The sequence below is a fragment of the Gordonia phthalatica genome (assembly GCF_001305675.1).
Classification (GTDB): Bacteria; Actinomycetota; Actinomycetes; order Mycobacteriales; family Mycobacteriaceae; genus Gordonia; species Gordonia phthalatica.
The window spans coordinates 1,615,327-1,640,806 of record NZ_CP011853.1 but is presented as its reverse complement, the minus strand read 5'-3'; the positions used below and the strand labels follow the sequence as shown (position 1 = coordinate 1,640,806).

Sequence of the window (25,480 nt, the reverse complement as noted above, 5' to 3'; positions counted from 1 at the left end):
CTATCTCGAGTGTCAGTGACTGATGGGCCCGCGGCCCACATCACCCGCGACTATACAGCCGTATCGGAATTGCGTGCTCAGTGATCTTAACATCGTTCAATGACATCGTCGCGCAGGGACCGTCGCACACCGGTAGACCGGGTCGACGACACGAGAAAGGCCCGGAACCATGCGGTTCCGGGCCTCCTCGCAGGACGTCGATCAGATCAGGCGTTGCCCTTCGACCACGTCGACCACGGGATGTTCCAGTCGCCGAGGCCGTCGGTGCCAGGGAGCTCCGGGCCGATCGTGTTCTTCACGGTGACGGGGTCGCCGCGCAGCGTGTTCTGCAGGACCCAGAGCGCGTTCTCCGGACTCAGGTTCAGGCAGCCGTGGCTCGTGTTCGTATTGCCCTGCGCCCACACCGACCACGGCGCGGAGTGCAGGTAGATGCCGCTGTAGGACATCTGCGTCGCATAGTCGACCGGGGTGCGGTAGCCGTCTGCCGAGTCCGTCGGGACGCCGTACGTCGAGGAGTCCATGATGATGTTGTCCAGGCGGTCGCCGATGATGTAGATGCCGTTGTCGGTCGGCGCACTCGCCTTACCCATCGAGGTCGGCATCGAGCGGATCACCTTGCCGTCCTTGATGACGTTCACCATCTTGGTGTTGTCGTCGGCCACCAGCTCCATGTGTCGGCCGACGGTGAACGACGACGAGACGTTCTCCTGACCGAAGAGGCCGTCGCCCAGGTCGATGCCGAAGGTGTTGACCTTGATACTGACCTTGGTGCCGGTCTTCCAGAAGTGCTCGGGACGCCAGCGGACCTCGCGGTCGCTGATCCAGTAGAACGCGCCCTTCACGTTGGGGCTGGTGGTCACGGTGATCGCGTCCTGCGCCGCCTTGCGGTCCGGAATACTCTCGTCGAAGCGGACGCCGACCGGCTGAGCGACGCCGACGGTCGCGCCGTCGGGCGGGCTGATGTACGCCATCGTCACGTTGTCGGGTGCGCGCGTCCGGAAGCTGGTGGTGCTGGTGGTCTTGCCGCCGACGCCGATGGCGTCAGCGGTGACCGAGTAGCGCTTGCCGTAGCCGAAGGGCTCGGCACTGGTCCACTTGGTGCCGTCCTCGCTGATGGTGCCCTTGATCGGGGTGCCGTCAGCCTTCGGAATGGTGACCTTGGCGATGGCCCCCTCGGTGGCGGTCACGACGATCGGCCGGCCGGGCTGCACGCCGACCTCACCCTGCGCCAGCGGCTTACCCGCCTCGTCGGTGACGGCGATGGCCGGCTTGATCATGTCGCCGAACTCACCGTTCGCGTGAACCGTATCGCCGTAGCTGCTGCACGACGAAAGCAGCGCGATTGCTGCGAGGAACACGAAAACCGTCGTGGCCTTCGCCCCCACACGATGATCGCGCATCCAACGAAAACGCATTGTTCTCCCAAGAATTCACTGATCGGGCCCGCCTCGAAGCGGACCCAGTTCCCGTTTTATTGTACGGAACCCACCCCCGCCGCTCCACATCGACGCGTGTGGAGCGACACACATCATTCACGCGAACGACCCCGAGGACGTCAAACGGAGGAAATTCACCTGAACAGACGCACACTGACCCTGAACATGCAGTTCAGGGTCAGTGCGGTCCGATCGGGGCCTTCGCCGTCAGGCGACCGACTCCTGCAGTTCGTCCGTCTCCGTAGGAGCCGGTCCCCGGGTGACGCCGGACCCGTCGTCGATCGTCGCGAGGACATCAGCGAACCCGGGACGAGCCTTGCCCGCGAACGACCGGAACCACGACACGACGGCGCCGACGCGATTGCGGAAACCGACCAGATAGAACAGGTGCACTCCCAGCCAGGCGAGCCAGCCCAGGAAGCCGGTGAGCTTCAAGCCGAACGGGGCGTCGACGACGGCGTTGTGCCGATTCACCACCGCCATGCTCCCCTTGTCGAGGTACTTGAAGCGCGTGCCGCGCGAGACGGCGCCGCGGATCGTGTCGGCCGCGTGCCGCCCCTGCTGCATCGCGACGGGACTCTGCCCGGGGTAGTTGTTCAGGCTCGTCATGTCGCCGATGGCGAAGACGTCCGCACGACCGCCGACGGTCAGATCCGGATTGATGAGGAGCCGACCGGCTCGATCGGTGTCGCATCCGGTGGCCTCGGCGACGACGGCGGCGAGCGGTGTCGCCTTCACTCCTGCAGACCACACCACGGTCTGCGCCTTCAGCACGCGCTCGGTCCCGTCCGCCGAGCGGACGGTGACCGCGTCCCCGTCGATGTCCGTCACGAAGGTGTCGGTGAGGATGTCGACGCCGGCCTTCCCGAGGGTCTTCCGCGTGAACTTCGACAGGCGCCCGCCGTAGACCGGCAGCACGTCGCCCGCACCTTCGACGAGGTACACCTTCGCCGGCGCGTCGGTGAAGTAGCGCGCGCCGAGCTCGCGGATCTGGCCCGCCACCTCGACACCCGTGGCGCCGCCGCCGACCACTACGAAGGTGTGGGCGGTCTCGTCGTCCGCGGGCGCGGTGAAGCAGTCGAGCAGGTGGGCGCGCAGCGTAACGGCGTCGTCGAGCGTCTTCAGCGAGAAGGTGCGGTCGGCCCACTCGTCGTGACCGAAGTATCCCTGGCTGGCCCCGGCCGCCACGATCAACGACTGGTACGCGATCTGTTCGACCCCTGTCGCGCCTTGATACGTCACGACCTTCGCGTCGGCGTCGAGCGCGGTGACACGCCCCTCGACGACGCTGACCGTCTCCTTGTCCGACAGCACCTCGGCGACGGGCGGTGCGATCTCCTCGGCGGCGAGGACCCCCGTCGCCACCTGGTACAGCAGCGGCTGGAACAGGTGTTCCGGCGTCGCGGAGATCAGCACGGTCTCCACGTCCGACTTCGCGAGTTGCTTGGCCGCGGCCAAACCGCCGAATCCCGAGCCGATCACCACGGTGTCGGTGCTGCGCATGTCGATCATCCCCTTCGATGCTGATTCGCAGTGCTTTCATCAATCACGGTGCCAAATGATTGAAGCGCCTTCAAACGAACTGACCACCGGTTTAGTGATGAGATTGATCTGTTTCATTCATATATATTGGGAATGTGGAGTTCCGTCAGCTGGAGTACCTGACCGCCGTCGCCGAGACCGGCGGCTTCTCGAAGGCCGCGGAGCACTGCTTCGTCTCGCAGTCGGCCATCAGTCACCAGATCGCGGCGCTCGAGCGCGAGCTCGAGGTGGCGTTGTTCGACCGCTCCACGCGGCGGGTCGAGCTGACCCAGGCCGGCGAGACACTCCTCCCCCGGGCCCGGGAACTCCTGCGCCTGCGCGACGACGCGATCGCCGCGGTTCGACCGCAGCCGAACCGGGTGCGCATCGCCGCCAACATGTCGTTCGCCAACGCCGCGCTCGCCGCGGTGTCGACCCTGCGCGACCGTCATCCCGACGCCGAGATCGACTTCCTGATCAAGCCCTTCACTCAGCGCATCGAGGCCGTCGCCTCCGGTGAGGCCGACCTCGCCCTGATCCGCGGCCGCCTCGAGTTCGACGGGCTGTACCTGGATCCCCTGTGGATTGAGCAGCCGGTCGTGGCGTTCAGTCCGCGCCACCCGCTGACCAGGCTCGGGCGGCCGCCGAAGCCCGAGGAGCTCGCCGAGTATCCGCTGCTCCTGCCGCCAGTCGAGAAGCAGCGCCTGCTGCACAACCTCGTCGATCGCGTCTTCACCAAGGTCGGCGCCACCGCGATCCTGGGCCCCGAGATCCGCGAGGGCCACCCGGTGTCCTTCGAGCTGATCAATCACCCCGATTCGTGGACCATCCTCTACGAGGACTTGAAGCAGCCCGGCATCATCTGTCGCCGGAATCCGGCGTTCACCCTCACCGCATCCGCGGCCCTGCGGGTCGACGCCGCACCGAATCCCCTCGTCGCCGATCTGTTGACCGAGCTGTCAGGCGGACACCGACGTTAATTAGGATAGGTTAGCCTTTCTTTCAAGATTCCGAAGAAAGGACCACGCCTCGTGAGATTCACGACCGCCGCCGCTGCACTCGTCGTCCTCGTGGTGACCCTCACCGCCTGCGGAGGTGAGGCCACAGACGCACCCGTGAACTCGGGAGGCCCCGGCTTCCCGGTCTCCATCGCCTCGGCCCTCGGCACCACGACGATCTCCGCCGCACCCGAACGCGTCGTGACTCTCGGATGGGGCAGCACCGAGGCGGCCATCGCTCTCGGCGTGATCCCCGTCGGCATGCGCGACATGAGTTCCAACACCGGAACCGGCGATGGCATCCTCCCCTGGGTGCAGGACGCGCTCGGCGACCAGAAGCCGGAGCTCCTCACTGAGAAGAGCGACGCAATCCCCTACGAGCGCATCGCCGCACTCCGCCCCGACCTCATCCTGTCCGTGCAGTCGGGCCTGACCCCGGGCCAGTACGAGAAGCTGACGCAGATCGCGCCGACCGTGGCGCAGCCGGGCAAGAACTGGCAGACCAGCTGGCAGGATCAAACGACCATCGTCGGCAAGGCGCTCGGCAAGTCCGACGCCGCGGCGAAGCTCGTCGAGCAGGGCGAGAAGCGTCTCGCGGACGTGAAGGCATCGCATCCCGAGTTCACCGGCAAGACCGTCGCCTCGTTCAGTGCGACCGCACCGGGCAGCCTCGGCTACTACTTCGACACCGATCCGCGCGTGCAGATGCTCGCGGCCATGGGCTTCACTCCCCTGCTCGCACTCACCGCGCTTCGTGAATCCGCACCGGCGGGGAAGTTCGCCGCGCAGGTCAGTTGGGAGAACGTCTCGAAGTACTCGGCCGACGTGCTGACCGCGTGGTTCCTCGAGAAGGGGATGCAGTCGGACACCGAGAGCAATCCGACGTTCCGCAACCTCCGCGCCGTCCAGCGAGGCGCCTATGTCCCCGTCGTCGATCCCCCGCTGGTCTTCGCGGTCAGTTCACCGAACGTCCTGAATCTCCAGTGGATGCTCGACCGCTTCGTCCCGCAGTTGTCGAAGGCGGCGAAGGCTGCGGGCTAGGCAGCCACGCGTCGACGCCACCGCACGACGCCCCACGCGGCGGCCGCCAGGACGAGCAGTCCCAGCGCGGTCGCCGCACCGGTGACGATGCCGCTGCCGATGCGGTTCGCGTGGTCGTAGACGTACGCGGGGGCTGCGTCGTCGGACATCAGTGAGTCGTCGGCCGACGAGAGGTTGTTCGAGACGGTGCCGAGCGCGATCTTGAGCTGCTTGATGCCGCCGGTCATCGCGTCCGCGGCCTTCTCCGTGTCGGCTTTGGCCGACGACAGGTTCGCCAGCCCTTCCTTCAGTTGATTCGCCGCGGTGCGCGCACCCGCGACCGCACCGTCGATCTCCTTGGCTGCCGGTCCCGTCGCGTCGGTCGCCGCCTTGAGTTCGTTGCGCAGCGGACCGAGGTCACCGAGCTGAGCGGCGATGTCGCGGCTCGCGGTCTGCATGGACTTGAGCTGGGCAATGGTCTTGTCGGCGCCGGGAACCTTGTTCCGCGACAGGCTGTCGATGACCGGGGTGATCAGTTCGTCGATGTCCTTCGCCGACTGCGCGAGCTTGCCTGCCTCGTCGAGTCCCTTGGTGACGCTGGTGCCGAGCTGCTGGATCTGCGTCGCCGCCGTCTGCAGCGTGGGTGCGGCCGCGAGACCGGTCGCCATCTGATCAGCCGCGGCGGCCGCGGTGTCGATCGCCTTGAAAGTCGGTTCGATGCTGGAGATCACCTTGTCGATGCCCGCGGTGCTGCTGTCGACCGCCGTGGACATCAGGTCGATCATCATCTTCGCAGACGAGACGGAGTCCTTGGCCGACGCGACCTGGTCGGGGCTCAGGTCCACGGCGGGCGGTCGTAGGGTCGGCGAAGTGTTCATGAAGGCCACACCGCCGGCGAGCACACCGATCAGCAGGGTCGCGAGGAACGCGACACCGGCGAGGATCCAGCGGCCGACACCTCTCCGCGACAAGGTCTCCGCGGTGTCGATCGGCTCGTCCACGACCTCGGCCTCGGCGTTCTCGGTGATGCCGTTCTCGGTGATGCCGGAGTCCTCGAACTCGTCGTCCTCCACAGCCGCATGCCTCGGTGGCTGCACCAGCGTCATCGGTTCCGCTCCTTCGGTCTGTCCCCGTCGACGATCCGCCGAACAGCAGACCGCCGCCGACGGTACCGACCGAAACTGAGCGATACGGGCAGCGAAGCTGATAGGAGACGTAGGAAGAACCATTGCGGGCCTCCACCGTTGATACGGGGCACTCACCGACTCGAATCAACGGCACAATCCGCCACCGACGTGGAGAACGAGGAAATCCCCGCCGGACCAGAAGGTCTGACGGGGATTTCGCTGTGCGCCATCAGGGACTCGAACCCCGAACCCGCTGATTAAGAGTCAGCTGCTCTGCCAATTGAGCTAATGGCGCTTGATCGCTGCAGGCAACCGGCGTTGGCCGGGCCGCTGCGGCCTTGCGGGGAAAACATTAACACCATGATCGCCCAGATGAAAAATCGCCTGGTCAGCGGTGGTCACGTGTCATCCTCGCAACGGCCGGGCGACGATCAGCGCAAGATCTTGCGAACAACCACAGCGACGACGAGTGCACCGACGCCGATGAGCCCGAACTTGACGGCGGGCTGGTTGACGACGGCGACCACGCGGACCTTGGCGTCGTCGGCCAGTCGCTGCGGGTTGGCCCGGACGACCAACTGGTCGAGGGTGCCGGCGAGTTCCTCCCTCGCCTTGGCGATCTCGTCCTCGATGCGTTTGGTTTCGTCGGCCACTACGGTCCTCCGTGATCTGGCGGTGCATAGAGGCCTATACACCGCGCGCGTACATGCAACGGTTCGAGCCTACTTCAGACGACCCCTCCGTCGAATCCGATAGCCTTGCCTCATGTCTGCGAATGGACGACTCTCGGTCGGTGACAAGGCTCCTGCATTCACGCTCCCCGATTCCACGGGCGAAAGCGTGTCCCTCGCGGACTACGCGGGCCGCAAGGTGATCGTGTACTTCTACCCCGCGGCGATGACCCCCGGCTGCACCAAGCAGGCCTGCGACTTCCGCGACAGCCTCGCCGAGTTGAACGGCCAGGGCGTCGACGTCATCGGCATCTCCCCCGACAAGCCCGCGAAGCTCGCCAAGTTCGTCGAGCGCGACGAGCTGACCTTCCCGCTCCTGTCGGACCCGGAGAAGGAGGTCCTCACCGAGTGGGGCGCGTTCGGCGAGAAGAAGCTGTACGGGAAGATCGTCAACGGCGTCATCCGCTCCACCTTCCTGGTGAACGAGGACGGCACCATCGGCGCAGCACAGTACAACGTGCGCGCCACCGGGCACGTCGCCAAGCTGCGACGCGACCTGTCCCTCTGATCGGCTCCGACCCGATCCCATGTCCGACACGACTTCTCCGGCCCCGCTGGTCCCTCGCAAGCGGCCGACCCAGGAACGCAGCAGGCGCACGTTCGAATCGATTCTGAACTCCGCCCGCGAGGTCCTGATCGACGTCGGTTTCGAATCGCTCACCTGCGAGCAGATCGCGACCCGCGCCGAACTGCCGATCGGCACCATCTACCAGTACTTCGCCAACAAGTACGTGGTGGTGTGCGAGCTGGACCGGCAGGACTCGAGCACGGTGCGCGACGAACTCAACGAGTTCGCCTCGGAGATCCCGTCGCTCGAGTGGCCGCAGCTGCTGGAGAAGTTCCTGGACCATCTCGCCGATCTGTGGCGCACCGACCCGTCACGTCGTGCCGTGTGGCTGGCCGTCCAGTCGACGCCGGCGACCCGCGCGACGGCGGTGATCAACGAACGCATCCTGGCCGACCAGGTGGCGCGGATCCTCGCTCCCCTGACGCCGGACCAGCGCGACCGTCGCGCCATGATGGCCGAAGTCCTGGTCCACACCGCGTACTCGCTGCTGAGTTTCTCGGTGCAGGACGGCCACGACCACGAGCTGACCGTCTACGAGCTCAAGCGGATGCTCGGCGGCTACCTGATGCTCGAAGAGGTGTCGGGACACGCCTGACGCCCCCTGGGCGCGCACGAGGCCACAAACGCGTTGGGCGTCGATGTTCGCCCAGGGTCAAACCCTGGGCGAACATCGACGCCTTAAGCGTTTCGCCTGCTAGCCGTCCACGTCCTCAATGATCGCGACGGCGGCGGCCATGTCGCCGTCGTGCGTCAGCGACACGTGGATCTTCTGTCCGGCGAGTGCCTGCGCGATGTCTCCGTGCAGCCGGATCCGCGGACGACCGTGCGCGTCGGTCTGGACCTCGACGTCGTTGACCGCGGTCTCGGGCAGCAGCGGCGTCGCACCGAAGCGGCTCGACGACCACGCCTTCACGACCGCCTCCCTCGCGGCCCACCGGGCCGCGAGGTGGCGTGCTTCGTCACCGGTCTTCTCCGCCACGTCCCGCCGTTCGCCGACCGTGAACCGGGCGCCGAACGTCGAGCCGGGTTTGCGGAGCTGCTCGGCGAACTCGGTCACCGACACCAGGTCGATTCCGACCCCCACGACGCTCACCGGTGGCAGCCGATCTGCGGGTAGGCGTCGCCGTCGAGACGGCTCTCGGGATCCAGCAGCATGCCGGCCTCGACGGTGTGCTCGTCACCCTCGCCCATGCGACGATCCGCGGGACGCTGGTAGGCGGCCTCGCCGCCGCACATGGCCTGCAGCAGACGCTGCTTGCCGTCACGCAGACGCGTGGCACTCTGCTCGCGGTACGCCGCGCGCTCCGACTCGTCCAGGGTCGCGATGAACGCCTCCGGGTGGACGACGGCGATCAGGCCCGACACGTGACCGAAGCCCAGCGAGGTCAGCAGACCGGCCTTCAGCGGGAAGCGCTCGCCCATGCGGAGCGTCTCACGCGGCCACACCAGGTGCGGGTAGTCGCGCATCTTGTCGTCGACGCAGTCCAGGCTGCGGTTCGGCGGGATGACGCCGTCGCGGAGCACCTGGCACAGGCCGATCAGCTGGAAGGCTGCGGCACCGCCCTTGGCGTGACCGGTCAGCGCCTTCTGCGAGACGACGAACAGCGGGGCACCGTCGCCGCGGCCGATGGCCCCGGCGAGCCGCTCGTGCAGCTCGGCCTCGTTCGGGTCGTTGGCGCGGGTGGAGGTGTCGTGCTTGGAGACCACCGCGACGTCGTCGGGGCTGACGCCCAGGCTCGACAGCGCGTTCGCCAGCGGCGACGACTTCTGGCCGCGAGCCGCACCCAGCGCGCCGATGCCCGGTGCCGGGATCGAGGTGTGGACGCCGTCGCCGAAGCTCTGCGCCCAGGCCACCACGCCGAGGACCGGCAGGCCCAGCTGCGCGGCGACGTCGCCGCGAGCCAGCAGGACGGTGCCGCCGCCGGCCGACTCGACGAAGCCTCCGCGGCGACGGTCGTTGGCGCGGGAGAAGCGGTTGTCGTCGATGCCGCGGGCCGACATCTTGGCGGAGTCGGCGGTGGCCGACATGTCGCCGAAGCCGACGATGCCTTCGATGCCGAGGTCGTCGAAGCCGCCCGCCACTGCGAACAGCGCCTTTCCGACGCGGATCTTGTCGACGCCCTCCTCCACCGAGACGGCGGCGGTGGCGCATGCGGCGACCGGGTGGATCATGGCGCCGTAGCTGCCGATGTACGACTGCACCACATGCGCGGCGACGACGTTCGGCAGGGCCTCCTGCAGGATGTCGTTGGCCTTCGACTCACCGAGCAGCGTGTCGACGTACAGCGACCTCATGGAGGTCATGCCGCCCATGCCGGTGCCCTGCGTGTTGGCGACCAGGCCGGGGTGCACCCAGCGCATCAGCTCCGAGGGCGAGAAGCCCGCGGTGATGAAGGCGTCGACGGTGGCGACCAGGTTCCACAGCGCGACGCGGTCGACGGACTCGACCATGTCGGGCGAGACGCCCCAGCGGACCGGGTCGAAGCCGGTCGGGATCTGACCGCCGACGGTGCGCGACAGCTTGGCGCGACGCGGGACGCGGATCTCGGTGCCCGCCAGGCGGGTGACGGTCCAGTCGCCGGTCTCGGCGTTGGGCGCGATCCGGGTGCGCTCGGGGTCGGCGGACGCGAACTCGCGGGCCGCCGCCTCATTCGGCACCGAGAAGGTCAGGTCCTTGTCGAGGAACACCGATTCCAGCAGCGGCGAGGTGTTCTCGACCATGGCGCCCTCGTCCGCGTACCGGCGGATGCCGACGCGCTCGACGACGGCGTCGTGGTAGCGCTCGGCGATGTCGGACTCGGCGACCGGGTAGCCGGACTCGACGTCGTACCAGCCGGCCTTCGGGGTCTCCTCCCAGACCACCAGTCCGGTGGTCCAGGCCAGTTCCAGAACGCCTGCGGCCGAGAGCTGCTCGTCGACCTCCATCTCGAAGCGGGTGCGGGCCGAACCGTACGGGCCCACCTCGCCTGCGCCGACGATGACCACGAGGTCCTCGGGACGCGAGTCGAGCTGCGGCCAGGCGTGCTGCGCGGGCAGATCGGCGCGTGCCGGAGCGGGCAGTGCGGCGACGGTGACGCCGTCGACCTCGTCCGCGCTCTCGGCCGCTTCTGCGGCGGGTGCCTCCGCGGCAGCGGTGGCGAGCGCCTTGAGGTCGATCTTCTCCGGGTCCAGACCGGCGGTCAGGTCGGCGATCACCGGCTCGGTGCGAGCGCTCTCCCGCGCCTCCGGCGAGCACAGCTCGACGAGGGCGTCGGCCATCTCCGGGGTGCTCCAGGTCTTGACGCCCGCGGCCTCGACCGCGTCGACCAGACCGTCGTTGTGACCCATGAGGCCGGTGCCCCGGACCCAGCCGATGAGGGCGTGGGCGAGGGTCGTTTGCTTGCTCCAGGAGTCCTCGGCACCCCAGCGGGTGACCAGCGCGTCGAGCGCGGCCTTGGCCTCGCCGTAGGCGCCGTCGCCGCCGAACATGCCGCGGTTCGGCGAACCGGGCAGGACCACGTGCAGGCGGGCGCTGATGTCGTGATCGGCGCCGATGGCGGACAGACCGGCGATGAGCCGCTCCACCGACCACAGCAGGACCTTCATCTCCATCTCGGCGCGGGCGCCGGCGTCGGTGAGGTCACCGGCGACGCGCGGTGCCGCGAACGGGAACAGCAGCGTCGGCCGCATCGCGGGCTTGATGACCGCGGTGCTGGCACCGAGGTTCTCGGTCTGCTCGGAGCCGAGCCACTCGACCACCGCGTCCACGTCGGCGTACGACGCGAGGTTGGCGGGGATCACCCAGAGCGCGGCGTCGTGCCGGGCGTGGGTGCGGTAGAGGTCCTTGTAGAACCCGAGACGCTCGCTGTTCAGGCGCGAGGTGGTCGCGACGACGGTGGCACCGCCTGCGAGGAGCCGACCCACGACCGCCGCGGCGATCGAACCCTGCGAGGCTCCGGTGACGACGGCGATGTCGTCGACGAACTCGCCGGCTTCCGGCTTCTGCGCGGCGTGCGCCATGGCGGCGTACGCGGTGGCGTGCTCCTGGTAGCCGAGTGCGAGGGCCTTGCCCTGCCACCAGGTGGCGTGCTCGGCGACCTCGGCGCCCGCGCCGGTCAGCGACTCGGCGAGGTCCTGGTGGCGCTCGTGGACCTCGTCCTCCGAGAGCAGCCAGACGCGTGCCAGGTCTTCGCGGGCGCTGGCCCAGCGGTCGTCGAGCAGCACGGCGCGCTGCTCGTCGAAGGCGGGTGCGACGGCGCGCTGCCAGTCGGAGCCGAGCTCGGCGCTGACCAGGTCGGCGAGGGCCGCGTTCGGGTCCTCCTCGACGGTGGAGGCGTCGACGACGTCGGCCAGCCCCAGCTGATCGAGGATGGTGTGGGCGGCGGTCGCGAGGACGCCGTCCGGGCCGGTGATCTGCTCGGTGAACTCGCCGAGGGCAGCGGCGTCGACGGTGCCGCCGGCGGCGGAGGCCGCGGCGGGCAGTTCCACGGCGATGCCGCGGGCCGCACCCACGCTGCGGACGGCGCGGTCGATCAGGGCGTCGAAGTCGGCTGCCGAGGCCACGCCGCCGTCGAGCAGGTCGCCGAGGTCGCCGCCGCGGACGCTGGCGCCCTCACGGGAGCCGAGGGCCACGGCCACGAGGGTGTGGCGTCCCCAGCCGTCGCCGAGCTGCCACGCGGTGGTGACGCGGTCGGTGATGTACGACGCGCGCTTGCCGATGGGGCCTGCGATCTTGCGGACCTGGTCGCCGACGGCGTCGCTCAGGACGTCGCCGAGCGGCTTGTAGCCGCGTGCCAGGGTGCTGACGGTGGACGCCAGGGCGCCCATGTCGGCTTCCGCGGCACCGTCGATGGCGCCGAGGCCGAGTTCGGTGCCGATGTCGAGCAGCAGCTGGTTGCGGCGCGAGGACACGCCGTCGCACAGCGACTCGATGGTGTCGGCGGGGCCGATCTGCGCCGGGGTCATCTTGGTCCACAGCGCGATCACGGCGCGGACCGCCTCGGCGGGACCGAAGGCGATGTCGTCGGGGCGGGGGCCCGCGGCGGCGGCCGGAACCGGTGCGGGGGCCGCGGCGGCGGGAGCGGCCGCCGCAGCAGTCTCAGCGGGCGCCTCCTCGACGACGTCGTCCTCGACCGGCTCCGGCGCGGAGTCCTCCGCGCGCAGCACCGCTGCGTCGGACTCCACATTGAGCACCTCGGCGTTCGCGGCGCCGTAGTCGGGCAGTTTCAGGGTGTTGCGCGCCAGTCCGCAGAGGGTCGGCGCGTTCTTGACGCCCACCTCGACGAACCGGTCGATGCCGAGACCGCCCTCGGAGGCCGGAGTGAAGAGCAGGTCCTGTGTCTCGATCCAGCGGACCGGGCTGGCGAACTGCCAGGCCAGGAGCTCGATCAGGATGACTCGGGTCAGCTCGGACGGGCGCGCGGCCCACGAGTCCCACTCGGCCAGAACCGCGTCCAGCGGATCGGACGGCACGAGGCCTGCGATCTCGGTGACGAACTCGCGGCTCAGGTTGAACAGGCGCGGAACCAGGTTCGGGATGTAGTTGCCGACCAGGATCTCCGGGTCGATGTCGGCGGGCAGCAGTTCCTCGAGCTTGCCGCGGAACTCCGGCACTCCGGCGCGCAGGACTGTGGAGTGGAACGGCACGTCGATGCCGGGCACCAGGATGAAGGCACGACGACCGCCGTGCTCGGCGACGAGTCGCTCGATCTCCTTCTCGAGGAGCTCCAGGCCGCGCACGGTGCCGGCGATCGCGTACTGCGAGCCGAGGAGGTTGAGGTTCACGACCTCGAGGAACTCCCCCGCCTCGCGGCCGAGGCCGGAGACGAAGTCCTCGACGTCGGCGTCCTCGAGGCCGAACTGGCTCGGGCGGATGGCGGCCATCCGGTAGTTGGAGCGGCCCTTCTCATCGCGGGGCACCAGGTGGTGCATGGCGCTGCCGCGCTGGAAGACCACCTCGAGGACGGCTTCCAGGGGCAGAACGCCCGCACACGCGGCGAGGGCGTTGTACTCGCCGACCGAGTGCCCGCAGGTGATGGAGCCGTCGACGAACGAGCCCGATTCGCGCAGCTCAGCGACCTGGGCGACGCCGAGGACCGCCATGGCGACCTGGGTGAACTGCGTCAAGAACAGGACGCCGTCCGGGTGGTGGTAGGTGGTTCCGTTGGCCACGAGGGTGGTCGGGTTGTCGCGGACCACGGCGAGGATCGAGAAGCCGAGGGCCTCGCGGGTGTGCTTGTCGGCGCGGTCCCAGATCTCGCGGGCGGCGGCCGAGCGGGTGCGGGCGTCGAGGCCCATGCCCTTGTGCTGGATGCCCTGGCCCGGGAAGGCGTAGACGGTGCGCGGGGCAGCGAGCAGCGCGGTGGCGGCCATGACGAGTTCGCCGTCGACCTTGGCGGTCAGCTCGACGGTCTCGCGACCGGCGTCCATGCCGACCCGGTCGATGCGGATGTCGACGGTGTCGCCGAGGCGGACCATGCCGAGGTAGCGGGCGGTCCAGCCGAGGATGGCGCGCGGCGCGGGCGTCGGGTTGTCGCGGTCGGCGGCGGCCAGGACCTGCTGGGCGGCGGCCGAGAGCCACATGCCGTGAACGATCGGATCGCCCAGACCGGCCAGGCGCGCGGCCAGCGGGTCGACGTGGATCGGGTTGCGGTCGCCGGAGACGACGGCGAAACCGTTCATGCGGGTGGGCGCGGTGACGGTGGCGCTGCGGAGGAACTTGCGGGTGCCCGCGTGCTCGTCGGCGGCGGCACCGCCGGCACGCACCGGGTCGACGAGCTCGGCGTCGCCGAGGCGACCGCGGATCGCGAAGCGCTCGCGGAGCACGGCGATCACCTGGTCGCCCGAGCGGACGTCGACGTGAACCTCGACGACGCGGCCGGCGGAGGTGTCGGTGACGCCGATGAGTCGGGCGATGACGGTCAGCTCAGTGTCGACGGCCGGGATCTCACCGGTCACCTCGACTGCGTGGTCCAGGTGGACCAGGTCCAGGAGGCCTTCCACGACGGGCAGACCGTCGGCGGTGCGGGCGGCACCGATGACGCTGAAGACGCTGGGCCAGCACGCGACGACGAGGGTGTCCGGGACGGCGAAGCCGTTCGCGGACGCCGGGGTGGTCGGGATCAGCGCGCTCGGAAGCGCGGAGCCGGTGGCACCGCTGTGGTCGGCGACGGAGTCGGCCTTCCACGCCACGGTGGAGGTGACGACGCCGGCGACCGACTCGATGAGCTCGCCGCCCGCGGCGACGGTCAGGAGGTCGCGCATGGCGCCGGCGGCGCCGTCGACGGTGATGCGGGGGCTGCCGCCGTCGATGACGCGGAGGTCGCCGGTGAACGGGATGCGGAGGATGTTGCCGGAGACCGGGACCACCAGGTCCAGGCGGATCTCGTCGTCGGCGGTCTCGGCGTCGGGGACGAAGGCGATCATCGCGCCGCTGGGGTGCTCGGCGTACTCGCCATCGTAGATCGCCCACGCGTCACGGTCGCCGAGGAGCGCGATCGGGTTGCGGACCTGGCGACCGGCCCACAGGACGTCCTCGGCCTCGATGAGGACGGTCAGCGGACCGGAGGCGGGGACGACGTCGCGGTGACGGCGGGCGGCGACGACCTGCGCCTGTTCGCCCGCGGTGCGCAGGTCGGCGGCGACCTGGGCCTCGAAGCGGTCCAGCAGATCGCCGACGGGCTCGTCAACGCGGGTGATGCCGGAGACGGCGACGGTGCCGGGGATGATGCAGACCTGATCGGCGGTGTACCGGGCGTCGTGCGCCTGCCACAGCGAGTCGCTGCGGTACCAGCGGCGGACGTCCTTGTCGATGACGGGGACGAAGTTGACCGGCTTGCCGGGGGTGCGGCACTGCTCCAGGAAGAAGTAGACGTCGGCCGGGTGCAGGATGTCGGTGTCGACAGCCGGGTACAGGCGGGTCAGCTCGGCGATCGCGGCATGCGGGTCGGCGACGGTGTCGCCGAACGCGGAGACGAACTCGCCGGAGTCGAGGCTGTTCATGCGGGCCTCGGTGCGGTGCAGCATCTCGACGAAGCGCTGCTCCCAGGTGATGTCGGCCCAGCCGTACTGACCTTCCGCGCCGGTGGCGAGCTCGGCGTAGCGGCTCAGCCACGCGCCGTAGGTCATGGTGGCGACGTCGCCGAAGTAGGGCTTGGCGGTGGCGTCGAGGGCGGCGATGATCTCGTCGCGACGCTCGGCGACGGCCTCGGCGTCACCGGCGACGTCGTCGAGGAGACGGCCGGTACGGGATGCGGCGTTGTCGATCTCGTGGATGTCGGCGCCCAGCTGGCTGCGGCCCGAGGCCATGCCCGCCTCGGCGTGGCCGGCACCGATCCAGGTGTCGCAGCCCTCGGTGTCGACGAGGAGCTGCTTCACCTCGGGGGCGGTGGTGGCCTCGAGGGTGGCCATCGCGGCGGTGCCGACGAGGATGCCGTCGAGCGGCATCACGGGGTAGCCGTGGGCGGAGGCCCACTTGCCGGTGATGTAGTCGCTGGCGCGCTCGGGCGTGCCGATGCCGCCGCCGACGCAGAGGACGACGTTCGGGCGGTCGCGGAGCTCGGCGTAAGTGGCGAGCAGGAGATCGTCGAGGTCCTCCCACGAGTGGTGACCGCCTGCGCGGCCGCCTTCGATCTGCACGATGACCGGGAAGTGCGGGACCTGCAGCGCGATGCGGATCACCTGGCGGATCTGGTCGACGGTGCCGGGCTTGAACGCGACGTAGTGCAGACCGGCCTCGGTGAACTCGTGGACCAGGTCGACGGCCTCCTCGAGCTCGGGGATGCCCGCGGTGATGATGACGCCGTCGAACGGGGCGCCCTTGGCGCGCGCCTTCTGGACGATCTTCTTGCTGCCGAGCTGCAGCTTCCACAGGTACGGATCCAGGAAGAGCGAGTTGAACTGGACCTGGCGTCCGGCGTCGAGGAGCTCCTCGAGACGTGCGACGTTGCCCTCGAAGATCTCCTCGGTCACCTGACCGCCGCCCGCGAGCTCGGCCCAGTGGCCGGCGTTGGCGGCCGCGGCGACGATGGCCGGGTCGACGGTGGTCGGGGTCATGCCCGCGAGCAGGATCGGCGACCGCCCGGTGAGGCGGGTGAATGCGGTGTCGACGACGGTGCGGCCGTCGGGCAGGCTGATCAGCCGGGGCGCGAAGACCGACCAGGGGCGCGAGACCTCGGGGGCGGAACCGGGCACGAACAGGTTCCGCTGGCCGCCGCGGGTGGCAGCGGCGACCACGCCGACGCCCTGGCCGCGCAGCGACGGCGACGACAGCCGCGACGCGAGGTCGGACGGGCCGAAGTCGATGACCCAGCGGGCGCCGGAGCCGACCACGTCGCCGACCATCTCGACCCAGTTGACCGGGGCGACGAGCAGCGAGACGGCGTAGCGCTCGACGACGTCGGCGTCGAGGCCGCAGCGCTGCGCCCACGAGGTCGCCAGCGTGACGGCGGGCGCCAGGTCCGGGTGGTGGAACGGGACGGTGACGTTGAGGTCTTCGATGACCGGTGCGAACGGGGTGCCGCCGGTGACCTTGCGCTTGCGGGCGTCGGCCTCGGCGGCGGCGCGCAGCTCGGCGAGCGCACTGAACCCGGCGAGGTGGCGCGGCGAGCCGGAGACGACGATGGTGCGGCGCGAGTTGATGATGGCGACGGTCGGCAGGCCGACGGCGTCGGCGGGCTGACCGGCGGCGTACTCGGCGATGAGTTCGTCGATGACGACGGGGTCGGCGCCGGCGATGGAGATCATCGGCGCGGCGTCGCGCGACCCGAGCAGACCGGACCGGCGGGCGACGACGGTCGAGGCGGCGCCGATGAGCTGTGCGATGGCGAGGAGGTCGCCGTCGGCGACGGTCGGAGCCTGGCCGTCGGTGGCGACGGCTTCGGTGGCGAGGATGCCCTGCGAGTGGCCGATGACGGCGCTCGGCGGCAGGACGGTGGTGTCCAGACCCTGCTTGGCGAGGTTGGCGACGGCGGCCAGCTGGCTCAGCAGGATGCCGGGCAGCGAGACGAGCGCGTCGGCGAGCTGGGTCTCGCTCGGCACGGGAAGCTCCTCCTCGTGCGCGCGGATCCACTCGAGCGGCTCGAAGCGATCGCTGCCCGCGGCGGCGAGCTCGTCGGCGATCGGCGCGAGCGCATCGCGGCTGTGCTCGACGATGGAGGCGATCGTCTCACCGAGGTCGGCGTCGGCGACCAGCTCGGTGAGCGTCGGCAGCCACGCGCCGCCCTGTCCGCCGAAGCAGATCGCGTAACTCTCCCCTGCCGACAGTCGGTCGAGCAATCCCGAGGAATCGAGGCGGTCGTTGTGCTGGCCGGTGCGGTGCTGGTCGAGGGTCACAAGCTCTCCTGTCGGTGCGTCACGTCGGGCATAGCCGTCGCTTGAACGACACAATGGTGACACAGGAACATGAGGCATCCCTCATGTTTTGGGGTGACCCGGAGGTATACCCGCTGGTAGACCCACGGGTAACAGCCCCGGCCAGCGGTGGAGAGAAAAAACGTGAACGTGGTCACACCACGTCGACGTCGGGCGACCCGTCATTCCTCTGATCGACCTTCTCTCTCGCAAAAGGCGCCCTCACGGTAAGTTCCCAGGCAGGGTTTATACGCGATGAGCGATCCGGATCCTCCGGACAGCATCGTGGGGAGATACAGGAGGATCCCAGTTCTATGAAACGTTCCAAGCGATTCGCGATCGTCGCAGCGGTCGCCGCCGTCGCCGCAGCCGTCGCCCTGACGGGATGCTCCAGCGATGACGGCAGCAAAGACGCGCCCGCCTCCGACGCCAATGCGACTGCGACCTTGAACTCCGCCGCCGACGCCGCCGCCGCACTCACCGGCGCCAAAGTGGTCCTCGACATCCAGGGTTCGCTCCAGGGCGTCAACGCGTCGAAGGTCGAAGCCGACGTCGCGACGAAGCCGAAGGTCGCCGCCGAAGGCACCGCGACCCTGAAGATGGGCGACAAGTCGTCGTCCGCACCGTTCGTCTACGTCGACGACCACATGTACGCCAACATCGATGACAAGGGCTACATCGACTACGGCGACGGCCGTTCGATCTACGACGTCAGCAAGATCCTCGACGCCGAGAAGGGTGTCCCGTTCATTCTGCGGAACATCACCGGCGCCAAGGAGGACGGCTCCGAGACGATCGACGGCGTGGAGACCACCAAGATCACCGGCACCGTCGCCGCCAAGGACCTGTCGGGCCTGACCGGCGCATCGCCGGAGGCCAAGGGCCTGGAGTCGGACATCCCGGTGACCGTGTGGGTCACGAAGGACGGCAAGAACAACGTCGCCCGCGTTCTGGCCGAGCCCGCCGAGGGCGCGTCGATGACCATCAACCTCAGCGAGTGGGGCAAGACCGTCGACGCCAAGAAGCCCGCCGATGTGAAGTCGCCGAGCGCCAAGCCCACCACCGCGCCCAAGTCCGGCGAGCCGACCCGTCAGCCGGTCGGCTGATCGCGGACTCCGAGCCGAGACAGACTGCAGAGAAGAGATCATCATGAAGATTCGTAAACGTCTCGCCAACGCCGCCCTTGTCGCGGCCGGGGTCGGCGCAGCACTCACCGTCCCCACCATCGTGAACCCGGCTCCGGCCGCTGCGGCGAACTACTACGGCGCGATCGCACTGTCGCCGAGCACCGGCGCCACCGGTCGTGCCCTGGACTACCCGGATTGGTCCAGCGCGTCCAACGCCGCCCTGTCCTGGTGCGGGTACACCGACTGCCAGGTGGTCGTCCGGATGCGAAACGCCTGCGGCGCCATCGCCAAGAGCTCCGGCTACTGGGGCTTCGGCTGGGCGGCCGACCTGTACACCGCGCAGTCCAACGCCCTGTACAACTCGGGCGGCGGCTACGTGCACGACTGGGCGTGCACCTCGGGCCACCAGTAGGCCCACCCGCTCACCGACAGAACGCCGGGGCATCCGATTCGGATGCCCCGGCGTTCTGCTGTCGCCCGTCGGGCGGACCGACCGCGAGGAGATTAGGCTCGAGAACCATGTCCGACTGTGTCTTCTGCGAGATCGTCGCGGGTACCTCACCCGCCCACATCGTGTACTCCGACGACGACGTCGTCGCCTTCCTCGACATCTCCCCGATCACGGCGGGCCACACCCTCGTGGTCCCCCGACAGCACTCGTCGGGGCTCGCCGACCTGGATCCGATGGTCGGCGGCAAGATCTTCGCCACGGGCCAGCGACTCGCTGCCGCGATGCGCGCCGGCGCCATCTCCGCCGACGGGGTCAACCTGGCGATGAACGACGGCCGCGCCGCGTTCCAGACCGTCTTCCACTCGCACCTGCACGTGGTGCCCCGTCATTCCGGCGACAAGTTCAGCTTCGCGAAGGGCTTCCTGACCCGCCGCGCCCGCGATCTCGACGCGGTGGCCGCGATGGTCCGTGAGGCGCTGGACGTCCTCCCGTGACCAGCCCCTTGTCCGCCGACGACCTGGCGGCGGCGCGGCGGTTGATCGATGACGCCGCGAACGTCTGCGTCTTCTCCGGCGCGGGCATGTCCGCCGAGAGCGGGATCCCGACCTTCCGCGACGCCCTGACCGGACTCTGGGCGAACTACGAACCGGCGGATCTCGCGACGCCGTCCGGTTGGCGCCGCGACCCGGATCTGGTGTGGGGCTGGTATCGCGATCGCGCGGAGACGCTCCGGACCGTCGAACCGAACGACGGCCATCGTGCGATCGCCGATCTCGGCCGCCGGAAGAAGCTCGCGGGCGGGCGCGTCAGCATCGTCACCCAGAACGTCGACGACCTCCACGAACGGGCCGGTTCGACGGTCGACGCCCATCTGCACGGCAGCCTGATCGGACCGCGGTGCGAGACGTGCCCGTACCGCGGCGACGCGGACCTGTCGTTGGCTCGGGAGCGACCGCGCTGCCCACGGTGCGGCGCGAGCCTCCGACCCGACGTCGTCTGGTTCGGCGAGATCCTCCCGAAGCTCGCATGGCTCAACGCCTCCGCCGCCGTCGGTCAGTGCGACCTGCTGATCATCATCGGCACCAGCGGCGTCATCCGGCCCGCCGCGAACCTGCCACTGCTCGCAGCGGAGGCTGGAACCCCGATCATCGAGGTGAATCCGGAACCGTCGGCATTGACGCCACTCGCGACGGTGCACCTGGAGTCCACCGCCGCCGCCGCGCTGCCGGCGATCAGCTGAAGGCGGGGACGCGGTCCTCGGGCTGTTCGGACACACCCTCGACCGACACGGCGGCCTCCGGATCGGCGGGCGACCTCCGGATCTGCATCAATCCGTAGCCGACCGCGACCCAGGCGATCAGCACCAGGAACGCGGTCCCGGCACCGGCGCCGATCAGGCCGGACGGATTGAAGAACGCGGCACCGCGCAGGGCCGTGCCGGTGGCGCCGAGCGGCAACGACTGCCCCAGCGTGCCGAAGAACGACGGCAGGAACTCCCGCGGCGCCGACACGCCGGCCAGGGGCATGCCGACGAGCATGACGACGAGAGCTGCCACGCCCGCGCCCGCCGGCCCGATCGCCGAGACGATTCCGGCGACGAGGGCGCTCGTCGCCCAGATGCCCATCGTCATCGCCAGCCACTGACCCGCGAAGCCTCCGGTGAGGACTCCCGCCCACATAGCGACACCCACCGCGGTGGCGCCGACTGCTGCGGCACCGATGGGGAGCAGCGCAGCCATCACGCGGCGCCGTCGGCCGACCAGAGCGGCGGCCATGCCGAGCGCCATCGCCGTCATGAAGACCGGCAGGATCATGGAGCCGAAGCCCGCACCGCGCGGGTCGTCGGCGGTGGGCGCGGCGACGTCGACCACGCGCGCATCACCGGGCATCGCCTCGCCGATCTCGGTGAGCATTCCTGCGACCACCGGGCTTGCCCCGGTGGCGATCACCGTCTCCGCCGCCGGGCCGACGACGAATCCGCCGTACACCTGGCGGTCGCGCGCCGCGTCCTGCAGTTCCTCCCCCGTGGCGAAGCCGGTGACTTCGAAGGCTCCCGGCTGCTTCTGCTCCAGCATCGCTGAGATCTGGGCGACCGCCTGCTGCGGCCCGGCGACACCGATCGGGACGTCGTGGGGCGTGGCGCGCGAGGCGGGTGAGATGAACATCAGCAGGACCAGCGGGATCACGAGCGCGAGCCCGACCACCATCCCGGTCAGCTTCTTCGTCGTCGACGACATGGAGACCTCCGAACTAATTCGGCAACTGTTGAACGGCACGGTGCGAGGCGAGACCCTCATATGTCAACATCCGTTGAAATATGGCCACACCACCGGAACCGGAGCATGCGTGTCCACGCATCCACGCCGAGGTGCGAATGGACACTGCGCACCGAACGACATCCCACTGCTACGATGAGTCGTCGGTGATTTAAATAAAATAAATACGGATTGGATAGAACGATGCGGCCGGAGTCGACCGAGCACACGAACAGCCCGTTCCGTCCCGGCTACAGCAGGCCACCACTCATCTTCGGCGGTCACCAGGATGAGATCGAGGAGTTCACTGAAGTCTTCCAACACTACGACTTCGGCGAGAATCAGTCGGTGCTGATCTCCGGCCTCCGTGGAGCAGGAAAGACATCGATGCTGAGCCGCTTGCAAGACATCGCGGAAACTCACGGCTGGCTGACCATTCGCGACGATGCAAGCAAGGGACTGATGGACCGCGTCGTCGGCAGCACGATCCCGACCATCGTCAACTCGCTCAGCGACAGCGAGCAGACAAGGTTGAAGAGCCTCAGCATTTTGAACGTCGGAATCGAACTCGAAATCGCCGACCGCTCACGCACAGTGGCACCATCGCTCCGGAGCGACCTGGTTGCGATCTCGCAAGCCACGGACAATCGCGGGATACTGATACTGATCGACGAGGTCCACTCGAGCAAGGTCCGTCTCCGCGAACTGTCACGTTTTGCGCTGGAGATATCCCATGCCATGTCCACCGGTGCCAACATCATGGTCGCGTTCGCAGGTGTGAAAGTGGACCTCGACCAGCTCATGGAGCAACCTCACATGACATTCCTCCGCCGGTCACGCGAGGTCGATTTCCGCCGACTGTCGATCGGCGAAACCCGACGAGTACTACGCGAAACCACTCAAGTGGGAGGCAGAACGCTCGCCCCGGACGCCGAGACCCATCTGGTGAAGATCTCCCAGGGATACCCCTACCTTGTGCAGCTCGCTGGAGATTATGCGTGGCGCAACAATCCGACGTCGGACACGATCTCGCTCGTCGACGCCAAGGTTGCCCAGGGTAAGGCCAAGAAGGCCATCGAAAGCCGCGTGATCAAGAAGGTCTACGACGACCTTTCCGAGATGGATCAGGAGTTCCTCCGCGCGATGGCTCCCGACGATGGACGAACCAAGATCTCGAGCATCGTCTCGCGCATGGAGAAGTCGGACCAATACGTCCAGGTCTATAAGCAGCGCCTCCTCGACAGCGGGTACGTGGAGAGCACCAGTCACGGGTACGTCGAGTTCTCTCTGCCTTACCTCCGCGACTACGTGCGCTCAACGATGGAACCTCATCCTGCCGAATCATCGGGTCTCAGCGAATGGCGAGCGTTTCCGCCGCCGGCACCGTGAACGCTGATCGAACTTCCGACATCGACGACCTACGATCTATGACGTGAAGCCCGTCGACAGCCCTGAGCGCACGAAGAACCGGACACGCAGCGGCCGCCGCGGCGGCGAGAGCACCACCCGCACCGACATCCTGACCGCCGCCCGGCACCTGTTCGGTGAGAACGGCTTCACCAAGACGTCGATGCGCTCGATCGCCACCGAGGCCGGCGTCGACGTCGCTCTGGTCTCCTACCACTTCGGCAGCAAGCGGGGCCTGTTCACCGCGGTGATGGAGGTGCCGGGCGATCCCATCTCCCGGGTCACCGCGGCCGCCTCCGGTCCGCGCTCCGACCTCGGCCGCCGACTCATCACCACGTTCACCTCCATCTGGGAGAACGACGACATGGGCGTCGCGCTCCAGGCGATGCTCCGATCCGCGGTCAACGACGACGGCGCCGCCAAGGCCTTCGGCGACTTCGCGTCGGGCGAGATGATGCCCGCCCTCGCGAAGACGGCCGGACTGTCGCAGGAGACCGTGCGCGCCATCGGCAGCTGCGTGTTCGGGCTGGCCCTGATGCGCTACCTGATCCGCGCCGAGAGCTTCACGTCGCTCACCGTCGACGAGCTCGTCGATCAGTTCGGCCCCAAGATCCAGGCGATCGTCGACCAAGGACGCTGAAACGACCAAGTGCACTGAAACAACACGGCTCCCGATGCCGAGGCATCGGGAGCCGTGTCGAAACGGTGCGGAGATCAGTGGTGATCGCGGCCGCGACCGGCGACGCGCGCGGGGCGCTTGCCGTACTTGTCGCCGCCCTTGCGGTAACCGCCGCCGCCCTTGCGACGATCCTCGTAGCCGCGCGAGCTGCCCCGCGAACCACCGCGACCGCGCGGCGGCCCCATGTCCGGACGCAGGTCGATCGGGTTCTTGCCGATCCGGGTGTGCTTCAGCATGCCCAGGGTCTCGGCGTCGAGGTCGTTCGGCAGCTCCACGAGGCTGAAGTCGTCGCGGATGCTGATGTTGCCGAAGTCTCCGCGCGTCAGGCCACCCTCGTTGGCGATGGCGCCGACGATCGCTCCCGGCGACACCTTGTGCTTGCGCCCCACCGCGATGCGGTAGGTGGCGAAGTGACCGCCGCCGCGCGGAGCGCGATCGCGGTGCTCGGAGCGCTCACGACGCTGGCCCGCGGGCGGATCCGGCGACATCAGGAAGCCGCCGTCGCGGGTCTCCAACGCCAGCGCGGCCGCGATGTCGGCCATCGTGACGTCGTGGTCGCGCGCGTAGTTCTCCACCAGCCCGCGGAACAGATCGAGATTGTCCGAGGCGAGGTTCGCGGTGATCGAGTCGGCGAACTTCGCAACGCGCTGAGCGTTGACGTCGTCGGCGCTCGGCAGATCGATCTCTTCCAGATCCTGGCGGGTGTGACGCTCGATGGAGCGCAGCAGGTGCCGCTCACGCGGTGAGACGAACAGCAGCGCGGTGCCCGAGCGGCCGGCACGACCCGTGCGGCCGATGCGGTGCACGTACGACTCGACGTCGTGCGGGATGTCGTAGTTCACGACGTGCGAGATGCGGTCCACGTCCAGGCCGCGAGCGGCGACGTCGGTCGCGACGAGGATGTCGAGCGAGCCGTCCTTGAGCTGGTTGATGGTCCGCTCGCGCTGCGCCTGCACCATGTCGCCGTTGATCGCCATGGCGGACAGGCCGCGGGCGCGCAGCTTCTCGGAGAGCTCCTCGGTCGCCGACTTGGTGCGGACGAACACGATCATGCCGTCGAAGTCCTCGACCTCGAGGACGCGAGTGAGGGCGTCGAGCTTCCGCTGGTGCGAGACCTGCAGATATTTCTGCGTGATGTTCTGGGCGGTCGCCGTCTTGTTCTTGACGGTGACTTCCTTGGGGTTGTTCAGGTACTTGCGCGCCAGGCGTCCGATCGCGGACGGCATGGTCGCCGAGAACAACGCCACCTGCTTCTCGTCCGGGGTGTCGGCGAGAATCCGCTCGACGTCCTCGGCGAAGCCCATCGTGAGCATCTCGTCGGCCTCGTCGAGCACCAGGTACTTGAGGTGCGAGAGGTCCAGGGTGCCCTTGTCGAGATGGTCGATCACACGACCGGGCGTTCCCACGATCACCTGCGCGCCGCGGCGGAGGCCGGAGAGCTGGATGCCGTAGCTCTGCCCGCCGTAGATCGGCAGGATCTTCACCTCGGGCAGGTACGTGGAGTAGCTGCCGAAGGCCTCGGCGACCTGAAGCGCCAACTCGCGGGTGGGCGCCAGCACCAGGGCCTGGGGCTTGCGCGCCGACGTGTCGAGCCGGGTCAGGATCGGCAGCGCGAAAGCTGCGGTCTTGCCGGTACCGGTCTGCGCCAGGCCGACGACGTCGCGGCCCTCCATCAGAGGCGGGATGGTGGCGGCCTGAATCGGCGACGGGCTCTCGTAGCCGATGTCGTCGAGCGCCTTGAGCACCCGAGAGGTGATGCCGAGGTCGGCGAATGCGCCGGGCCCCTCGACCGGTTGCGCGGAAGTACTGCTGTTTTCTGATTCGCTCATTG

General features: G+C 68.7%; 18 protein-coding genes and 1 tRNA gene. 10 read left to right on the top strand and 9 right to left on the bottom strand.

Translation table 11 applies throughout. The features are described 5' to 3' along the window. Window positions 1-206 precede the first annotated feature (206 nt). Window positions 207-1,415: a L,D-transpeptidase gene (locus ACH46_RS07625; protein ID WP_120298706.1), complete on the bottom strand. Its 1,209-nt coding sequence runs from the start codon at window positions 1,413-1,415 to the stop codon at window positions 207-209. Between the two features lie 228 nt (window positions 1,416-1,643). Then, window positions 1,644-2,939 (bottom strand): NAD(P)/FAD-dependent oxidoreductase, encoded by a 1,296-nt coding sequence (locus ACH46_RS07620; protein ID WP_082399888.1) that lies wholly within the window; start codon window positions 2,937-2,939, stop codon window positions 1,644-1,646. Between the two features lie 134 nt (window positions 2,940-3,073). Between ACH46_RS07620 and ACH46_RS07615 the strand changes: the two genes are divergently transcribed. Both ACH46_RS07615 and ACH46_RS07610 read left to right on the top strand, forming a co-directional pair. Next, on the top strand, window positions 3,074-3,937 hold the full coding sequence (locus ACH46_RS07615) for a LysR family transcriptional regulator (RefSeq protein WP_062392378.1): 864 nt from the start codon (window positions 3,074-3,076) through the stop codon (window positions 3,935-3,937). 51 nt (window positions 3,938-3,988) lie between these two features. Then, window positions 3,989-4,996, top strand: coding sequence for an iron-siderophore ABC transporter substrate-binding protein (locus ACH46_RS07610; RefSeq protein WP_120298705.1), 1,008 nt, complete (start codon window positions 3,989-3,991; stop codon window positions 4,994-4,996). Here ACH46_RS07610 and ACH46_RS07605 read toward each other — a convergent pair. From ACH46_RS07605 to ACH46_RS07595, 3 genes are all read right to left on the bottom strand, one after another. Continuing rightward, window positions 4,993-6,081 (bottom strand): hypothetical protein, encoded by a 1,089-nt coding sequence (locus ACH46_RS07605; protein ID WP_157851022.1) that lies wholly within the window; start codon window positions 6,079-6,081, stop codon window positions 4,993-4,995. The genes ACH46_RS07610 and ACH46_RS07605 overlap by 4 nt on opposite strands. A gap of 243 nt (window positions 6,082-6,324) precedes the next feature. After that, window positions 6,325-6,397, bottom strand: a tRNA-Lys gene (locus tag ACH46_RS07600). A 136-nt stretch (window positions 6,398-6,533) separates the two neighbouring features. After that, on the bottom strand, window positions 6,534-6,755 hold the full coding sequence (locus tag ACH46_RS07595; RefSeq protein ID WP_062392376.1) for a DUF3618 domain-containing protein: 222 nt from the start codon (window positions 6,753-6,755) through the stop codon (window positions 6,534-6,536). Window positions 6,756-6,867: 112 nt separating this feature from the next. On the opposite strand from ACH46_RS07595, the gene bcp reads away from it, so the two are divergent. Then, complete coding sequence (bcp, locus tag ACH46_RS07590) at window positions 6,868-7,341, top strand: thioredoxin-dependent thiol peroxidase (protein ID WP_062392375.1); 474 nt, start codon at window positions 6,868-6,870, stop codon at window positions 7,339-7,341. A gap of 19 nt (window positions 7,342-7,360) precedes the next feature. Continuing rightward, window positions 7,361-7,996 (top strand): TetR/AcrR family transcriptional regulator, encoded by a 636-nt coding sequence (locus ACH46_RS07585; RefSeq protein ID WP_062392374.1) that lies wholly within the window; start codon window positions 7,361-7,363, stop codon window positions 7,994-7,996. Window positions 7,997-8,095: 99 nt separating this feature from the next. On the opposite strand, the gene acpS is transcribed toward ACH46_RS07585, so the two are convergent. After that, on the bottom strand, window positions 8,096-8,494 hold the full coding sequence (gene acpS, locus ACH46_RS07580; protein ID WP_062392373.1) for a holo-ACP synthase AcpS: 399 nt from the start codon (window positions 8,492-8,494) through the stop codon (window positions 8,096-8,098). After that, a complete protein-coding gene (locus ACH46_RS07575) occupies window positions 8,491-17,712 on the bottom strand; it encodes a type I polyketide synthase (RefSeq protein WP_062392372.1) in 9,222 nt (3,073 codons plus the stop codon). Before ACH46_RS07575 ends, acpS begins: the two co-directional genes overlap by 4 nt. A gap of 332 nt (window positions 17,713-18,044) precedes the next feature. Between ACH46_RS07575 and ACH46_RS07570 the strand changes: the two genes are divergently transcribed. The 4 genes from ACH46_RS07570 to ACH46_RS07555 all read left to right on the top strand — a co-directional run bounded on the left by ACH46_RS07570 (window position 18,045) and on the right by ACH46_RS07555 (window position 20,548). Further along, window positions 18,045-18,836, top strand: coding sequence for an LppX_LprAFG lipoprotein (locus tag ACH46_RS07570; RefSeq protein WP_062392371.1), 792 nt, complete (start codon window positions 18,045-18,047; stop codon window positions 18,834-18,836). A 43-nt stretch (window positions 18,837-18,879) separates the two neighbouring features. Continuing rightward, window positions 18,880-19,269: a DUF4189 domain-containing protein gene (locus ACH46_RS07565; RefSeq protein WP_062392370.1), complete on the top strand. Its 390-nt coding sequence runs from the start codon at window positions 18,880-18,882 to the stop codon at window positions 19,267-19,269. 107 nt (window positions 19,270-19,376) lie between these two features. Further along, a complete protein-coding gene (locus ACH46_RS07560) occupies window positions 19,377-19,802 on the top strand; it encodes an HIT family protein (protein ID WP_062392369.1) in 426 nt (141 codons plus the stop codon). After that, window positions 19,799-20,548, top strand: coding sequence for an SIR2 family NAD-dependent protein deacylase (locus ACH46_RS07555; RefSeq protein WP_062392368.1), 750 nt, complete (start codon window positions 19,799-19,801; stop codon window positions 20,546-20,548). The genes ACH46_RS07560 and ACH46_RS07555 overlap by 4 nt, the downstream gene beginning before the upstream one ends. Here ACH46_RS07555 and ACH46_RS07550 read toward each other — a convergent pair. Then, window positions 20,541-21,545, bottom strand: coding sequence for a hypothetical protein (locus ACH46_RS07550; protein WP_062392367.1), 1,005 nt, complete (start codon window positions 21,543-21,545; stop codon window positions 20,541-20,543). The two genes, ACH46_RS07555 and ACH46_RS07550, sit on opposite strands and share 8 nt — an antisense overlap. Window positions 21,546-21,767: 222 nt before the next feature. Here ACH46_RS07550 and ACH46_RS07545 point away from each other — a divergent pair, with 222 nt between their 5' ends. Both ACH46_RS07545 and ACH46_RS07540 read left to right on the top strand, forming a co-directional pair. Continuing rightward, on the top strand, window positions 21,768-22,952 hold the full coding sequence (locus tag ACH46_RS07545; RefSeq protein WP_062392366.1) for an AAA family ATPase: 1,185 nt from the start codon (window positions 21,768-21,770) through the stop codon (window positions 22,950-22,952). A 43-nt stretch (window positions 22,953-22,995) separates the two neighbouring features. Further along, window positions 22,996-23,610 (top strand): TetR/AcrR family transcriptional regulator, encoded by a 615-nt coding sequence (locus ACH46_RS07540; RefSeq protein WP_062392365.1) that lies wholly within the window; start codon window positions 22,996-22,998, stop codon window positions 23,608-23,610. Between the two features lie 74 nt (window positions 23,611-23,684). Here ACH46_RS07540 and ACH46_RS07535 read toward each other — a convergent pair whose 3' ends face one another. Then, window positions 23,685-25,478, bottom strand: a complete 1,794-nt coding sequence (locus ACH46_RS07535) for a DEAD/DEAH box helicase (RefSeq protein WP_062392364.1) — start codon at window positions 25,476-25,478, stop codon at window positions 23,685-23,687. Window positions 25,479-25,480 lie beyond the last annotated feature (2 nt).

What these genes read in the sequence shown, in the direction of transcription:
- ACH46_RS07545 (WP_062392366.1), top strand. Translation starts at nt 21,768, where the DNA reads ATGCGGCCGGAGTCGACCGAGCACACGAACAGCCCGTTCCGTCCCGGC.
- ACH46_RS07605 (WP_157851022.1), bottom strand. Translation starts at nt 6,081, where the DNA reads ATGACGCTGGTGCAGCCACCGAGGCATGCGGCTGTGGAGGACGACGAG.
- bcp (WP_062392375.1), top strand. Translation starts at nt 6,868, where the DNA reads ATGTCTGCGAATGGACGACTCTCGGTCGGTGACAAGGCTCCTGCATTC.
- ACH46_RS07550 (WP_062392367.1), bottom strand. Translation starts at nt 21,545, where the DNA reads ATGTCGTCGACGACGAAGAAGCTGACCGGGATGGTGGTCGGGCTCGCG.
- ACH46_RS07620 (WP_082399888.1), bottom strand. Translation starts at nt 2,939, where the DNA reads ATGCGCAGCACCGACACCGTGGTGATCGGCTCGGGATTCGGCGGTTTG.
- ACH46_RS07535 (WP_062392364.1), bottom strand. Translation starts at nt 25,478, where the DNA reads ATGAGCGAATCAGAAAACAGCAGTACTTCCGCGCAACCGGTCGAGGGG.
- ACH46_RS07625 (WP_120298706.1), bottom strand. Translation starts at nt 1,415, where the DNA reads ATGCGTTTTCGTTGGATGCGCGATCATCGTGTGGGGGCGAAGGCCACG.
- ACH46_RS07570 (WP_062392371.1), top strand. Translation starts at nt 18,045, where the DNA reads ATGAAACGTTCCAAGCGATTCGCGATCGTCGCAGCGGTCGCCGCCGTC.
- ACH46_RS07560 (WP_062392369.1), top strand. Translation starts at nt 19,377, where the DNA reads ATGTCCGACTGTGTCTTCTGCGAGATCGTCGCGGGTACCTCACCCGCC.
- ACH46_RS07565 (WP_062392370.1), top strand. Translation starts at nt 18,880, where the DNA reads ATGAAGATTCGTAAACGTCTCGCCAACGCCGCCCTTGTCGCGGCCGGG.
- ACH46_RS07585 (WP_062392374.1), top strand. Translation starts at nt 7,361, where the DNA reads ATGTCCGACACGACTTCTCCGGCCCCGCTGGTCCCTCGCAAGCGGCCG.